This is a genomic window from Starkeya nomas (assembly GCF_902703545.1).
In the GTDB taxonomy this organism is placed as follows: Bacteria; Pseudomonadota; Alphaproteobacteria; order Rhizobiales; family Xanthobacteraceae; genus Ancylobacter; species Ancylobacter moscoviensis.
This window is the reverse complement of sequence record NZ_CACSAS010000001.1, coordinates 3485112-3499272: the sequence shown is the minus strand read 5'-3', so window position 1 is coordinate 3499272 and position 14161 is coordinate 3485112. Positions and strand designations below refer to the sequence as shown.

The following is a 14161-nucleotide window of genomic DNA, read 5'->3' as shown; positions in this document are numbered from 1 at the left end:
GACGCGGGCCGACCCGCGCTAACCGAAGATTAACCACGTCGACCCTCCTCTGCGCCGATGCCCGTCCGCCGCACCGCTTCGCCTTCCTCCCCCCTCCCGCCTCGCCGGGCGGGCCGGCGCGTCCTCGTGCTCGCCGGCGCCCTGTCGATGGCGCTCGCGCCGGCGCCGGGGACGGCGATCCGGCCGGCCCTTGCCCAGAGTCCCGCGCCGAAGGATGCCGCCGCGAAGGATCTGGCGAAGCCCGGCAGCGGGCAGCCGGACGCCACCGCCCAGCAGAAGCAGCGCATCGAGCGGCTCGACGCGGAGCTGAAGGATTCGACGGCGGCGCAGCAGCGCCTCGTCAGGGAGATCGAGGACATCAAGGGCGACCGGGCGAAGCTGAACGCGGCGCTGCTCGACACCGCCGTCCGGGTGCGCGACGTGGAGAGCAAGCTCGACGCCAGCGAGCAGCGGCTGCTCCAGCTCGGGCGCGAGGCCGCCGATATCCGCGAATCCCTCGACTCGCGCCGGCAGGTGCTCTCCGAGGTGCTGGGCGGGCTGGTGCGGCTCGGCCGCCGCCCGCCGCCGGCGCTGATGGTCCGCCCGGACGACGCGCTGCAGTCGATCCGTTCCGCCATGCTGCTGGGCGCGGTGCTGCCCGAGCTGAAGGCCGAGACCGACCTTCTGGCCAGCGAACTCGCGGCGCAGGAGCGGGTGCGGCAGGAGACGGCGCGCGAGCGTGACGCTCTCGCAGAATTGAAAGCCTCCCTCGCCGACGAGCGGCTGCGCACCGCGGCGCTGATCGAGGAGAAGAAGAAGTCCCTCGACGCGGGCGAGGCGGCGCTGGTCAACGAGAAGAACCGGGCCGCCGCCCTCGCCGCCGAGGCGGGCAATGTGCGCGAGCTGATGGAGCGCATGGAGACCGAGATCGCCGCCGCCCGCAAGGCGGCGCAGGAGGCCGCGCAAACGCAGCCCGATCAAAGCCCCGCGGCCCGGCTGGCGGCGCTGAAGGACCCCGGCCGCCTCTCGCCCGGGATGCCCTTCGCGGAGGCCAGGGGCATGCTGCCGCTGCCGGCGGGCGGCGCCGTGCTGAAGGCGTTCGGCACCGACGACGGCTATGGCGGCCAGGAAAAGGGCATGTCGCTGACCACGCGGGTGGAGGCCCAGGTGGCCTCTCCGAGCGACGGCTGGGTGGTCTATGCCGGCCCGTTCCGCTCTTATGGACAACTATTGATCATCAACGCCGGCGGCGGATACCATATTCTTCTGGCGGGAATGGATAAGATCACCGTGGAACTGGGTCAGTTCGTGCTCTCCGGCGAGCCGGTGGCGGTCATGGGGCGAGGACCGCAACTTGTTTCGTCGGCCAGCCTTGGAACCGCCCAACCTATTCTTTACGTCGAGTTCCGTAAGGATGGAAACTCGATCGATCCAACGCCATGGTGGGCGACGAGCGAAAGCGAGAAGGTACGCGGATGATGCGTAGGACGTCAGTATTTCTCTTCGGTGCGGCGGCCGGCGCCCTGATCGCGGTCGGCGCCACCCAGCCGCGGCTGCTGCTCCAGCCGAGCCAGGCGGTGGCGGCGGCTTCCGACACCTATCGCCAGCTGAATCTCTTCGGCGACGTGTTCGAGCGCGTGCGCGCCGACTATGTCGAGAAGCCGGAGGACGGCAAGCTGATCGAGGCGGCGATCAACGGCATGCTCTCCTCGCTCGACCCGCACTCGACCTACATGGACGCGAAGGACTTTCGCGACATGCAGGTGCAGACCCGCGGCCAGTTCGGCGGGCTCGGCATCGAGGTGACGATGGAGGACGGCCTGGTGAAGGTCGTCGCGCCGATCGACGACACTCCCGCCGCCAAGGCCGGCGTGCTCGCCGGCGACCTGATCGCCAAGCTCGACGGCGAAGAGGTGAAGGGCATGACCCTGAACCAGGCGGTCGACAAGATGCGCGGCGCGGTCGCCACCCCGATCAAGCTGACCATCATCCGCAAGGGCCAGGACAAGCCGCTGGAGCTCACGCTCACGCGCGACATCATCAACATCAAGTCGGTGCGCTCGCGCGTCGAGGCGGACGACATCGGCTATATCCGCATCACCTCGTTCAGCGAGCAGACCGGCGAGGGCCTGAAGAAGGCGATCGCCGACCTGACCAAGCAGATCGGCGAGGACAAGCTCAAGGGCTTCGTCATCGACCTGCGCAACAACCCGGGCGGACTGCTCGACCAGGCGATCGACGTCTCCGACACCTTCCTCGACCGCGGCGAAATCGTCTCGACCCGCGGACGCAATCCCGAGGAGACCGAGCGGCGCAACGCGCGGCCGGGCGACCTCGCCGAGGGCAAGCCGATCATCGTGCTGGTCAATGGCGGCTCGGCCTCGGCCTCGGAAATCGTGGCCGGCGCGCTGCAGGACCACAAGCGCGCGACCGTCCTCGGCTCGCTCTCCTTCGGCAAGGGCTCGGTGCAGACGGTGATCCCGGTTTCCGGCAACGCCGCGATCAAGCTGACCACGGCGCGCTACTACACGCCGTCGGGCCGCTCGATCCAGGCCAAGGGCATCCAGCCGGACATCGAGCTGGTCCAGGACGTGCCGCAGGACGTCAAGGAGAAGGCGGAAGCCGCGGGCGTGGAGACCACGCGCGGCGAGGCCTCGCTCAAGGGCCACCTGAAGAACGGCGAGGACGAGCAGACCGGCTCGCCGGCCTATGTGCCGCCGGATCCGAAGGACGACACGCAGCTCAAGCTGGCCATCGACCTGATGCACGGCGTGCAGAAGAACGCCGCCTATCCGGCCGATCCCAAGGCCGCCGTGCCGAACTGATCCCGCGCCCGGCCGGCCCGCGCCGGCTGTGGCGGATGAGCAACGGACCCCGCTCTTTCGCGAGAGCGGGGTCTTTTTTTACCGCCGCCGTCGCCTCTGCCCGATTTTGCCCCGATCCCGCCTTGGTCGGCGCCGACAAAGCCGCTCATGAATCGCGTGACGTTCAATCATGCCGCCCCGGAACGGGCCTTCCGCCGCGAGGCGATGACCCTGACCGAGGGCGAGGCGCTGCCGGGCCATGATGCCCGCTGCGACAGCGCGCGGCACTATGCGGCGGTCGGCATCTTCAGCCTCGCCGTGCTCTCCGTGCTGGGCGTGGCGGTCGGTGCCTATGCCTTCGGCGGCGCCGATGCCTACGATTCGGCGCGAACCCCCTTCGGCCCCGCGAGGGAAATGCTTACCGCCTCCGACCTGCTGACGGACGGGCTGTCCGCCGTCGGGCTTTCGGCGACCGGCGTCGGCGCCGACGCGCCGATGCTGCGCCCCGGCTTCGGGGTGGCGGGCATCGCCGCGGCGGATGGCGAGGATACCGGCGCGCCCGTGGGCGCGGTGATGAACGTGCAGGGCGCGCTCGACGCCGCCGCGACCGTGACCGCCGCCCCGGCGCGTGGCGAGGCCGCATCTGCCGAGACGGCGACAGCGTTTGGCGCGACGCCTGCGGTCGGCGCGACGGTGCCGCCGCTGCGTTAACCGCGCGCGCAGGCCGCCGCTCGGGAGCCCTACGCGCGGATGTCATCATCGCCTAGGATGATGGCTCCCTCTGAGCCTTCCATCTGTCGGTTGCACCCATGATCCCCTTCGACCAGCTCCCCTACCGCCCCTGCGTCGGGGTGGTGCTCGTCAATCGCGACGGGCTCGTCTTCCTCGGCCAGCGTGTCGGCGGAGCGGAGCATGTCGACGCGCTGCACTCCTGGCAGATGCCGCAGGGCGGGATCGACGAGGGCGAGAGCCCGGAGGAGGCGGCGCTGCGCGAGCTTTACGAGGAGACCAACGTGTCCTCCGTCGAGCCGCTGGCGGTGGCGTCCGACTGGTTCGCCTACGACCTGCCCGAGCCGATCGCCCGCGAGGCCTGGAAGGGGCGCTATCGTGGCCAGAAGCAGAAATGGGTGGCGCTGCGCTTCACCGGCGAGGAGGCGGAGATCGACGTGCGCCATCCCGGCGGCGGGCACCACAAGCCGGAATTCACCGGCTGGCGCTGGGAGCGGCTGGAGCGCACGCCGGCGCTGATCATCCCGTTCAAGCGTCCGGTCTATGACCGCGTGGTGGCCGAGTTTCTCCCGCTCGTCGCCAAGGCGGGCTAGAGCGTTTCATGGTTTAGCGGAAGCATTGAAACGCTCTAGATCTTTGAGTTGTCGCATTTTCTTTACGCGAACCGGTGCCCACTCCGCTCGAAAATGCTCCAGGCGCGGCGAACCCGCCTCGTTCCTTAATCATAATCCCATTCGGGCGCCCTCCCGCGGGCGCCCAGGTCTATGGTGGCGCGCTCCCCGCCGTGCGGGCGGGGGGCCGACGCGCGGGCCCGACAAGAGCTGACATATATCCCACCAATGATGCCATCCGTCAGCCATGTTGGCGCCATAGGTGGCAGGGAACTTCCCCGGCAGTGATCGCGGGTGCGGCGCGGGGGAGTGTCATGCGAACGAACGTTCGTTCTTGACTCGCCGCGAGGCGCCGGCATAAATGCGAACGAACGTTCGCTCTCATTCTGGAACCGTGCATGACCGCCATTGCCAAGCGCCCGCGCGCCGCCGTGCCGAAGAAGGAAACCGGCCGTCCGCGCGCCGCTGCCGCCGGCACGCCGGCGCCCGGTTCCACGTCTGGCTCCACCTCCGGCGCCCGGCCGGACCCGCGCCGGCGCGTGCTGGACGCCGCGGCCACCTGCTTCAGCCGCAACGGCTTCCACGGCACCTCGATGCACGAGATCTGCGCCCAGGCCGGGATGAGCCCGGGCGGGCTCTACCGCTACTTCCCCTCGAAGGAGGCGATCATCATCGCCATCGTCGAAGAGGAGCGGGCATTGCGCGCGAGCTGCGTCGAGATGCTGGAGACGGCGCCGAGCTTCATCGAGGGGCTGTCGCGCATGGGCGATGCGCTGTTCTCCGGCGAGGTGCCGATGATGTGCCTCAAGCTCGGCCCCGAGATCTATGCCGAGGCGGCTCGCAACCCGGCGCTGAAACCCACCTTCGACGCGGTGGAAGACGAGATGAACCAGGCGATCCGCCGCTGCTTCGTCGCCGCGCAGGAGCGCGGCGAGATCGACGCGACGCTGGACCCGGACACCGTGCTGCTGGTGATCGGCGCCATTGGCGACGGGCTGGTGTTGCGCAACAGTTTCGAGCCCGATCTGGGGCTTGCCGGCCTGATGCCGGCGCTCACCAGCCTGATCGGACGCATGCTGGCGCCGGCGCCCGCCGCCGGCACGCCGCGAACCGTTTCCCCGGAAGAGAAATCATGACCGTGAAGCTGCCATCCTTCCGCGGGCGGGTGACGCTCGCCCTCGCCATGACCGCCGTGGTCGTGGGCATCGCCGGCTATGCGTTCCGCGACCGCATCGCCGCCGGCTTCAGCGTCAGCGATCCCGCGCAGGCCGACGTTGCCGCGCCCGATCCCGCGCAGGTGCGCGGCATCACCATCTCGGTGGTGCCGGCGTCGCGGCGCGAGGTGATCGAGACGCTGCCCGTCACCGGCACGCTGGTGGCGCGCGAGGAGATCATGGTCGGGCCGGAGATCGACGGCTACCGGATTACCGACATCCTCGTCGAGGAGGGCGACCGGGTGGAGAAGGGCCAGGTGCTCGCCCGCCTGTCGCGCGACACGCTGGAGACCCTGCTCGCCCAGAACACCGCCAACGCCGCGCGGGCGCAGGCCGCCATCGCCCAGCAGAAGGCGCAGCTCCAGCAGGCGCTGGCCCAGCGCACTGAGGCGGAATCCGCGGTGGAGCGCGCCCGCACGCTCATCAAGACCGGCGCCACCTCGCAGGAGGTGCTCGACCAGCGCGAGCGCGCGGTGAAGGTCGCGGCCGCGCAGGTGACCGCCAATGAGGAGGCGGTGAGCGCCGCCGAGGCCGACGCGGCGCAGATCAAGGCGAACCGCGACGAGATCGAGGTCCGCCTCGCCCGCACCGCCATCACGGCGCCGGAGGCCGGCATCGTCTCGGCCCGCTCGGCGCGTCTCGGCGCCATCGTGCTCTCGGCCAATGCCGAGCCACTGTTCCGCATCGTGAAGGACGGCGCCATCGACCTCGACGCCGAGGTGCCGGAATCGGCGCTGCCGCGCGTGACGCCGGGCCTGCCGGTCGCGGTGACGCCCGCCGGCTTCGACGCGCCGGTGGCCGCCAAGGTGCGCCTCGTCGGCGCCAAAGTGGACGCGGCGACGCGCCTCGCCCGGGTGGCGGTGGCGCTGCCGGAGGATGAGCGGCTGCGGCCCGGCGCCTATGGGCGCGGCATCATCGAGATGGCCCGCCACGAGGGCGTCGCGCTGCCGCAGTCGGCGGTGCAGTTCAGCCCCGAGGGCACCTTCATTCTCGTGGTGGAGGGCGATCTGGTCAGCCGCCGGGCGGTGAAGACCGGCCTCAAGGGCGAGGGCTTCGTGGAGATCGTGGAAGGGGTGAAGGAAGGCGAGAGCGTGGTGGCCCGCGCCGGCGGCTTCCTGCGCGACGGCGACCGGGTGACGCCGGTGCCGCTCGCCGCCGGGGAAAAGGGCGGCGCCTGATGGCTCTCAACATTTCCGCCTGGGCGATCCGCAAGCCGGTCCCCTCCATCGTCCTGTTCGTGGTGCTGACCGCGATCGGCCTGTTCACCTTCGACCGGCTGCCGATCACGCGCATGCCGAACATCGACCTGCCGATCGTCTCGGTGACCATCACCCAGCCGGGCGCGGCGCCGAGCGAATTGGAGACGCAGGTGACGAAGGTCGTCGAGACCTCCGTCGCCGGCGTGCAGGGGGTGAAGCACATCACCTCCACCATCACCGAGGGCATGTCGCTGACGGTGGTCGAGTTCCAGCTCGAGACGCAGGTCGACCGCGCCGTCAACGACGTGCGCGACGCGGTGACGAAGGTCCGCTCCGACCTGCCGCAGGACATCGAGGAGCCGCTGATCCAGCGCGTCGACGTCGAGGGCATGGCGATCGTCACCTATGCCGCCTCGGCCCCCGGCATGACGCCGGAGGAGCTGTCCTGGTTCGTCGACGACACGGTGATCCGCGCCCTGCAGGGCGTGCGCGGCGTCGCGCAGGTGACCCGCGAGGGCGGCGTGGACCGCGAGATCCGCATCTCGCTCGACCCCGACAAGCTGGCCGCGCTCGGCGTGACGGCGGCGGACGTGAACCGCCAGCTCGCCGCGACCAATGTCGACCTCGCCGGCGGGCGGGGCGAGATCGGCACGCAGGAGCAGTCCGTGCGCACGCTCGGCGGCGCCACGACGGTGGCGGAGCTCGCCGAGACCCGCATCGCGCTGCCCGCCAGCGCGGGGGCGTCGTCGCGCCATGTGCGCCTCGCCGATCTCGGCACGGTGACGGACGGGGCGGCCGAGCCGCGCATCTTCGCCCGGCTCGACGGCAAGCCGGTGGTCGCCTTCGGCGTCTACCGCGCCAAGGGATTCTCCGACGTGGTGGTGGCCGAACGCGCCGACGAGGCGCTGCGCAAGCTGGAAGCGCAGCACCCCGAGGTGCAGATCACCATGATCGACTCGACGGTGAAGTACACCAACGCCGACTACGAATCCGCCATGCAGACCCTCATCGAGGGCGCGGTGCTGGCGGTCATCGTGGTGATGCTGTTCCTGCGCGACTGGCGCGCCACCATCATCTCGGCGCTGGCGATCCCGCTGTCGATCCTGCCCACCTTCTGGGTGATGGACCTGCTCGGCTTCTCGCTGAACGGGGTGAGCCTGCTCGCCGTCACGCTGGTGACGGGCATCCTCGTCGATGACGCCATCGTCGAGATCGAGAACATCGTGCGCCACATGCGCATGGGCAAGTCGGCCTATCGCGCCGCCATCGACGCCGCCGACGAGATCGGCCTCGCGGTGGTGGCGACGACGCTGACCATCGTCGCGGTGTTCCTGCCGGTCAGCTTCATGGGCGGCATCGCCGGCCAGTATTTCCGCCAGTTCGGCATCACCGTCGCGGTGGCCGTGCTGTTCTCGCTGCTGGTCGCGCGCCTGCTCACCCCGATGCTGGCGGCCTATTTCCTGCGCGACCACGGGCACCGGGAGAAGCCGGACGGCTGGCTGATGCGGCTTTATGTCGGGCTGCTGCACCGCTCGATCCGCCACCGCTTCGTCACCGTGGCGGCCGGCATCGCGCTGTTCATCGGCTCGATGTGGCTCTCGACCCTGCTGCCCTCGGGCTTCATCCCGAACTCCGACGTCTCGCGCTCGGTGCTGGCGCTGGAGCTGCCGCCCGGCGCGACGCTGGACGCCACCCAGCAGGTGGTCGACGATATCTCCGACCGGCTGAAGGCGCAGCCGGAGGTGCAGAGCGTCTTCGCCACCGCCGGCTCGGGCGCGACCGGCGGCGCGGTGACCGGCGCGGGCGAGGTGCGCAAGGCGACGATCATCATCAATCTCGTGCCGCGCGCCGACCGCAAGGCGACGCAGAAGCAGTTCGAGATGCGCATGCGCGACGAGATCGCGCAGGTTCCCGACCTGCGCTTCAACTTCGGCGCCTCGGGCGGCGCCGGCCCGGGCCAGCGCGAATTCACCGTCATCCTGTCCGGCTCGGACGGCGCGACGGTGGAGAAATCGGCGCTCGAGCTGGAGCGCGAGGTGCGCGAGAAGGTGAAGGGCCTCACCAATGTGATGACCAGCGCCGCGCTCGACCGGCCGGAGCTGCGTGTGGTGCCCAAGCTGGCGGAGGCGGCCGAACTCGGCGTCTCGGTCGCCGACATCGCCCAGACCGTGCGCATCGCCACCATCGGCGACGTGTCGCAGAACCTCGCCAAGTTCTCCGCCGGCGACCGCCAGGTGCCGATCCGGGTGCAGCTCGACGAGGCGGCGCGCGCGGACCTCTCGACCTTCGAGACGCTGAAGGTGCGTACCGCCGCCGGCGCCTCGGTGCCGCTGTCGGCGGTGGCCGACATCAGCTTCGGCACCGGGCCCTCCAGCCTCGACCGCTACGACCGCGCCCGGCGCATCGCCATCGAGGCGGACCTCGCCGGCAACACCCAGCTCGGCGAGGCGCTGGCCGAGGTCTACGCGCTGCCGGTGGCCAAGAACCTGCCGGCCGGCGTGACGCTGAAGGAGACCGGCGACGCGGAGATCATGGGCGAGGTGTTCGGCGGCTTCGCCACCGCCATGGGCGCCGGCGTGATGATGGTGCTGGCGGTGCTGGTGCTGCTCTTCGCCAACGTGTTGCAGCCGATCACCATCCTGGTGGCGCTGCCGCTGTCGGTGGGTGGCGCCTTCATCGCCCTGCTCCTCACCAACAACGCGATGACGCTGCCGGTGGTGATCGGCTTCCTGATGCTGATGGGCATCGTGACCAAGAACGCGATCCTGCTGGTCGACTTCGCCATCGAGGCGGTGCATTCCGGCATCGACCGCACGACGGCGCTGATCGAGGCCGGCCGCAAGCGCGCCCAGCCGATCGTGATGACCACCATCGCCATGGCGGCGGGCATGGTGCCCTCGGCCATGGGGCTGGGGGAGGGCGGCGACTTCCGCTCGCCCATGGCGATCGCGGTGATCGGCGGCCTGCTGGCCTCGACCGTGCTGTCGCTGGTCTTCGTGCCGGCGGTGTTCACGCTGATGGATGATCTCGGCCGCTTCCTCGCCCGCGTCTTCGGCCGCTTCATCGGCGCGCGCGACGAGCCCGAGGAACACCGGCCGGCGGCCGTGCACGCGGTGGTGCATGCCGAGCCGCACGCCACCCCGCGCCCGCCCATCGCGGCGGAGTGAGGAACCTGTTCCCTCTTCCGCGCGAGGAAGAGGGAAGCGCAGGGGCAGAGTGCAGGCCTACTGGAGCGAGCCGTCGCCTTCGCCGCCGGTGCGGGCCATCGACATCTGGGTGACGGCGATCAGCATCTCGGCGCGGGCGGCGAGGCTCGGCGCTTCCAGCAGCGCCTGCTTCTCGCGCGGGCCGAAGGGCGCCATCATCGCGAGGGCGTTCACCAACGCCTCGTTGGGCGCGTCCTTGATGCTCTCCCAGTCCGCCTCGAGCCGGTTGGCGTCGAGATACTCGGCGAGGGTGCGCAGCAGCGTGCCTCGATCGACCGCCTCGGCGCCGAGATTCGGCGTGAAGTCGTTGCGGAACGGCTCGTAGTCGACATGGGCCTGGCGGTAGGGCGTGCCGGCATCGACCTCCGCCACGATGCGGAAGCGGGCGACGCCACTGAGATTCATCACGTAGCGCCCGTCGCCGCTCTCGGCGATCTCGGTGATGCGGCCGACGCAGCCGACCGGCAGCAGCGCCGCCCCGCCGGCCATGGCATGGCCGGCGGCGTCGAGCGCCGGCTGGACGATGCCGATGAGCCGGCTGCCCGCCAGCGCAGCATCCACCATGGCGAGGTAGCGCGGCTCGAAGATGTTGAGGGGAAGCTGGCAGCGCGGCAGCAGCAGCGCGCCTTCCAGCGGAAACAGCGGGATGATCGGCGCCAGTTCGGACGGCCCGGTATAGGGTCGGTTGATCGCCATCGGCGCTCCTTGCCGCGCGTTCCGGCGGCGTTGCGCGGCGGGGCGGGCCCCGCCGGCGTGTCAGGCGAACAGGATGGAGGACAGGCGCCGACGGCCGGCGATCGTGTGCTCGTCGGTCGGGCCCCAGGCCTCGAAGAACTGCACCAGCTGCTTGCGGGCGCCGTCGTCGTTCCAGTTTCGGTCCTTGCGCACGATGGCGAGCAGTTCGTCGACCGCCTCCTCGCGCTTGTCATGCGCGGCGAGCGCCACGGCGAGGTCGAAGCGCGCCTGATGGTCGAGCGGGTTGGCGGCGACCTTCGCCTCCAGCTCCTTCACGTCGCCGAGGGCGCTCGCGGCCTCCTCCAGCTCGATGGCGGCGCGCACGGCGGCGATGGCGCCGTCGTTCGCGGCCGTCTCCGGGGCGAGGGCGAGGGTGGCCCTGGCCTGCTCGGCATTGCCGGCGGAAAGCTGAGTGCGGGCAAGGCCGGCGATGGCCTTGAGGTTGGCCGGTTCCTCGGCGAGCACAGCGGCGAAGATCTCCGCCGCGCCGACGAGGTCGCCCTCGGTCAGCGCCGCCTCGCCGGAGGCGACCACCTCGGCCATGTCGTCGGCCCCGCCGGCGCCGGCGACGAGCCGGTCCACCAGCGCCTTCACCTGCGTTTCCGGCTGGGCGCCCATGAAGCCGTCCACCGGCTGGCCGTTGACGAAGGCGTAGACGGTGGGCAACGACTGGATGCCAAGCTGCTGGGCGACGGCGGGGTGCTCGTCGGTGTTCATCTTGGCGAGGCGCACCTTGCCCTTGGCCTCGCGCACCACCTTCTCGATGATGGGGGTAAGCTGCTTGCAGGGGCCGCACCACGGCGCCCAGAAATCGACGAGAACCGGGCGGGTGCGCGATTCCTCGACGACATCCTTCATGAAGCTCCGGGTCGTGACGTCGATCACGACATCGTCGCCGGCGGGCGCGTCGGCGCCGTTCTGGGCCGGAGAAGAGGGCTGGTTCAGCAACATGGGGCGTCCTCGCAATACTCGCTCGTGCTCGCCGTTAAGATGGCCCGCCGCGCAGCGAATGCAACGGGCGGGATGGTCAGGCCTCGTCCGCCGCCTCGCTCCGCCGCGGCACCGCCATCACCCGCGGCTCGTGGCCGGTGGCGCGCAGGAAGCGCAGGAGATCGTCGCTGCGGATGGTGGTGGTGGCGGTGTTCACCAGCGGGTGGCAGTTGATCTCCGCGTGCGCCATCAGCTCGGCGTCGAGCACCACGGTCACGCGGCCCTGCGTGTCGTTGACCGGGCCGAAGGCGGTGACCGCGCCGGGCTTCACGCCGAGCACCTCCTCCAGCAGCTCGGCGCTGCCGAAGGACAGCCGGCTGGCGGCGCCGAGGGGACCGTGCAGGCTCTTCAGATCGACCCGCGCTTCCTCCTCCACCACGACGAGGAAGAGGTTGCCCTTCTTGTCCTTGAGGAAAAGGTTCTTGGTGTGGCCGCCGGGAATGTCGCCGCGCAGGGCCTGCGAGTCCTCGACGGTGAACAGCGGGGGGTGTTCGACCGTGCGGGTCTCGATGCCGAGTTCGGCGAGGCGGGCGAAGAGATCCTGCGAGGAAAGGGGGGCGGATAGGGGGGCGGACATAGCGGCTCGGCGTCCTGGGCGGAAAAAGTGACTGCCGGCCTTCTAATGCCGCCGGCGGACCGGGGGCAAGGCGCTTGAGCGGCGCATGGGCGTTCTGCTACTTCGCCGCGCCGCTTTTCTTGCCCGCGCAGAGGAAGAAGCGCTCGGTCGGCGCGTAGATGAGGATGTCCGGCCGGAAGCGATCGATCACGCCCTGATCGAAATTGCAGAGCTGGTGATGCGTCCAGACGAAGGCGGAGCTTCGGGCCGCCAGCAGGCCCGGCCAGAAGCCGTGGGTGAAGGAATCGCCGATCACCATGATGCGCGGGCCGGCATGGCCGGTCTCGAAGGCCTGGGAGGGAAAGAGATTGCTCTCCTTGCCGCCTTCGATGACGCCGGTGAGCGGCGTGAGGCCCTCCTCGCGCTCCGCGAAGGGCTCCTTCCAGGGGAGTTTCTGGTCCGGCGGGTCGCGCGCGTCGAGCCCGCCGAGGCGCAGCAGGTCGCCGCTGGGCTTGTCGACGGGCGCGCCGTAGGCCTCCTCGGGCGTGACGGCGAGATCGGGGCGGCCTGCCGCCGCCATCGCGGCGTTGAAGGCCAGCAGCGCGCCGCGCTCGTTCCAGTGGGTATCGTAGCGGAAATAGACCCGGCCATCCTTCTTGCCGTCGGCGAGGATCGGGCGCAGGTCGACGAAGGGGATGCCCGCCGCCTTCATGCGCTCGTCCACGAGGTCGTATTCGGTCGGTGCCTTCTTCTGCCGGCGGGCATAGGACGGCAGGTCCTGGAACTCGACGGTGTGCGCGTTGGGCGGGATCATCGCGACGAAGTGCCCGCCGAGGGCCTTCATCTTCGCGTCGAGCGCGGCGGTGACGCGTACGAAGTCGGCGATGGCGTCCGGCCGCACGAGTTGGCCGATCGACTGCTCGAGCGCGTTGTTGTCGCGGATGAACAGAGAGCCGTTCTCGCCCTGCAGGACGCGCTCGCCCTGCGGCGCGTCGATGAAGCGCAGATAGCGGCGATGGGCGGCGAGCACCGCGCCGCGGAAGCCGAACGCGTTGTTGATGTAGGGGTCGAGGCGCCGGGCGGCGTCCTCCCACCAGTGCTCCTCCGGCTCCAGCACCGTGCGCATGGGGCCGGGCAGGTCGGGAGTGACCAGCCCGATGGTCGGCAAGGCGAGGACGGCGACGAAGAAGATCGCCCACCAGCGGCGGAAGGCCATGAGCAAGGGCATCGTCCGCTCTCCCTCAGAACCGGAAATAGAGGAAGGGCGAATAGGTCGCCGCTCCCACCGACAGGACGCAGAGGCCGAACAGCAGCGCCACCACCACGGTATCGACCGCCCCGTAGAGCGCCAGCCGCAGCTTCGTCGCCAGGCGGCGGGCGCCGGGCTGCGGCAGGCCGAACATGGCGAGCGGCCAGGCGAGCACCATGACGGTGACGGCCATGGGCGTGAGCTCGGTGATGAGATTGACCGACAGCGGCCCCGCGCCGTTGAGCCCGGCGAGGCCGGCGAACAGGTCGAGCGCGCCGGGCAGGCTGTTAGCGCGGAACCAGACCCAGCTCGTCAGCACCACGAGGAGCACATAGGCGTGGCGCACGAGGCGCGGGGATTCCCGCAGCATCGCCCCGAGGCGCGTGCGCTCCAGCACCAGGAAGGTGCCGTGGTGGACGCCCCAGATGACGAAGGTCCAGCTCGCCCCGTGCCAGAGGCCGCAGAGCAGGAACACGGTCCACAGATTGACCGCCGTGCTGACATGGCCGCGCCGGTTGCCGCCGAGCGGGATGTAGACGTAGTCGCGGAACCAGCTCGACAGGCTCATGTGCCAGCGGCGCCAGAAATCGGTGATCGAGAGCGCGCCGTAGGGCAGGTTGAAGTTGCGCGGGAACTTCAACCCCATGGCGAGGGCCAGGCCGATGGCCATGTTCGAATAGCCGCCGAAGTCGAAATAGATCTGCAGCGCATAGGCGCTGACGCCGAGCCACGCCTCGCCGAGGTTGGGCGTGCTGGTGCTGTCTGTCCGTCGTCAGAACATTTGGCGCAACTCGCGGCGTAAATTAGCGGAGTGCGGGCCTCGTCTGGGGGGTGATGTTAGGCGGCGAGCTTGCGGTGCTGCAAGCGCCGATATTCGATGGTCTGTCGC

The 14161-nt window shown here is 70.1% G+C and carries 11 protein-coding genes and 1 pseudogene; 7 read left to right on the top strand and 5 right to left on the bottom strand.

Features of this window, described 5'->3' with window-relative positions; genetic code table 11:
- Window positions 1-147 precede the first annotated feature (147 nt).
- The 7 genes from STARVERO_RS16650 to STARVERO_RS16620 all read left to right on the top strand — a co-directional run bounded on the left by STARVERO_RS16650 (window position 148) and on the right by STARVERO_RS16620 (window position 9703).
- Window positions 148-1458, top strand: a complete 1311-nt coding sequence (locus tag STARVERO_RS16650) for a murein hydrolase activator EnvC family protein (protein ID WP_159601843.1) — start codon at window positions 148-150, stop codon at window positions 1456-1458.
- Window positions 1455-2804 carry a S41 family peptidase gene (locus STARVERO_RS16645; protein WP_144341016.1) on the top strand — a complete coding sequence of 450 codons (1350 nt, stop codon included), beginning with the start codon at window positions 1455-1457 and terminating at the stop codon, window positions 2802-2804. The genes STARVERO_RS16650 and STARVERO_RS16645 overlap by 4 nt, the downstream gene beginning before the upstream one ends.
- A gap of 147 nt (window positions 2805-2951) precedes the next feature.
- Window positions 2952-3494, top strand: a complete 543-nt coding sequence (locus STARVERO_RS16640) for a hypothetical protein (protein WP_159600146.1) — start codon at window positions 2952-2954, stop codon at window positions 3492-3494.
- A gap of 98 nt (window positions 3495-3592) precedes the next feature.
- Complete coding sequence (locus tag STARVERO_RS16635) at window positions 3593-4105, top strand: RNA pyrophosphohydrolase (RefSeq protein WP_144341015.1); 513 nt, start codon at window positions 3593-3595, stop codon at window positions 4103-4105.
- 416 nt (window positions 4106-4521) lie between these two features.
- Complete coding sequence (locus STARVERO_RS16630) at window positions 4522-5259, top strand: TetR/AcrR family transcriptional regulator (protein ID WP_159600144.1); 738 nt, start codon at window positions 4522-4524, stop codon at window positions 5257-5259.
- On the top strand, window positions 5256-6515 hold the full coding sequence (locus STARVERO_RS16625; protein ID WP_159600142.1) for an efflux RND transporter periplasmic adaptor subunit: 1260 nt from the start codon (window positions 5256-5258) through the stop codon (window positions 6513-6515). Before STARVERO_RS16630 ends, STARVERO_RS16625 begins: the two co-directional genes overlap by 4 nt.
- A complete protein-coding gene (locus STARVERO_RS16620) occupies window positions 6515-9703 on the top strand; it encodes an efflux RND transporter permease subunit (RefSeq protein ID WP_159600140.1) in 3189 nt (1062 codons plus the stop codon). The genes STARVERO_RS16625 and STARVERO_RS16620 overlap by 1 nt, the downstream gene beginning before the upstream one ends.
- A gap of 57 nt (window positions 9704-9760) precedes the next feature.
- On the opposite strand, the gene STARVERO_RS16615 is transcribed toward STARVERO_RS16620, so the two are convergent.
- The 5 genes and pseudogenes from STARVERO_RS16615 to STARVERO_RS16595 form a co-directional block, all read right to left on the bottom strand.
- On the bottom strand, window positions 9761-10438 hold the full coding sequence (locus STARVERO_RS16615; RefSeq protein ID WP_144341011.1) for an LON peptidase substrate-binding domain-containing protein: 678 nt from the start codon (window positions 10436-10438) through the stop codon (window positions 9761-9763).
- Between the two features lie 60 nt (window positions 10439-10498).
- On the bottom strand, window positions 10499-11428 hold the full coding sequence (gene trxA, locus STARVERO_RS16610) for a thioredoxin (RefSeq protein WP_159600138.1): 930 nt from the start codon (window positions 11426-11428) through the stop codon (window positions 10499-10501).
- Window positions 11429-11504: 76 nt separating this feature from the next.
- Window positions 11505-12044 (bottom strand): prolyl-tRNA synthetase associated domain-containing protein, encoded by a 540-nt coding sequence (locus tag STARVERO_RS16605; RefSeq protein ID WP_159600136.1) that lies wholly within the window; start codon window positions 12042-12044, stop codon window positions 11505-11507.
- A 97-nt stretch (window positions 12045-12141) separates the two neighbouring features.
- On the bottom strand, window positions 12142-13251 hold the full coding sequence (locus STARVERO_RS16600; protein ID WP_159600134.1) for an alginate O-acetyltransferase AlgX-related protein: 1110 nt from the start codon (window positions 13249-13251) through the stop codon (window positions 12142-12144).
- A gap of 13 nt (window positions 13252-13264) precedes the next feature.
- Window positions 13265-13993 (bottom strand): annotated as a pseudogene (locus STARVERO_RS16595) (MBOAT family O-acyltransferase); the annotation flags it as partial.
- Window positions 13994-14161 lie beyond the last annotated feature (168 nt).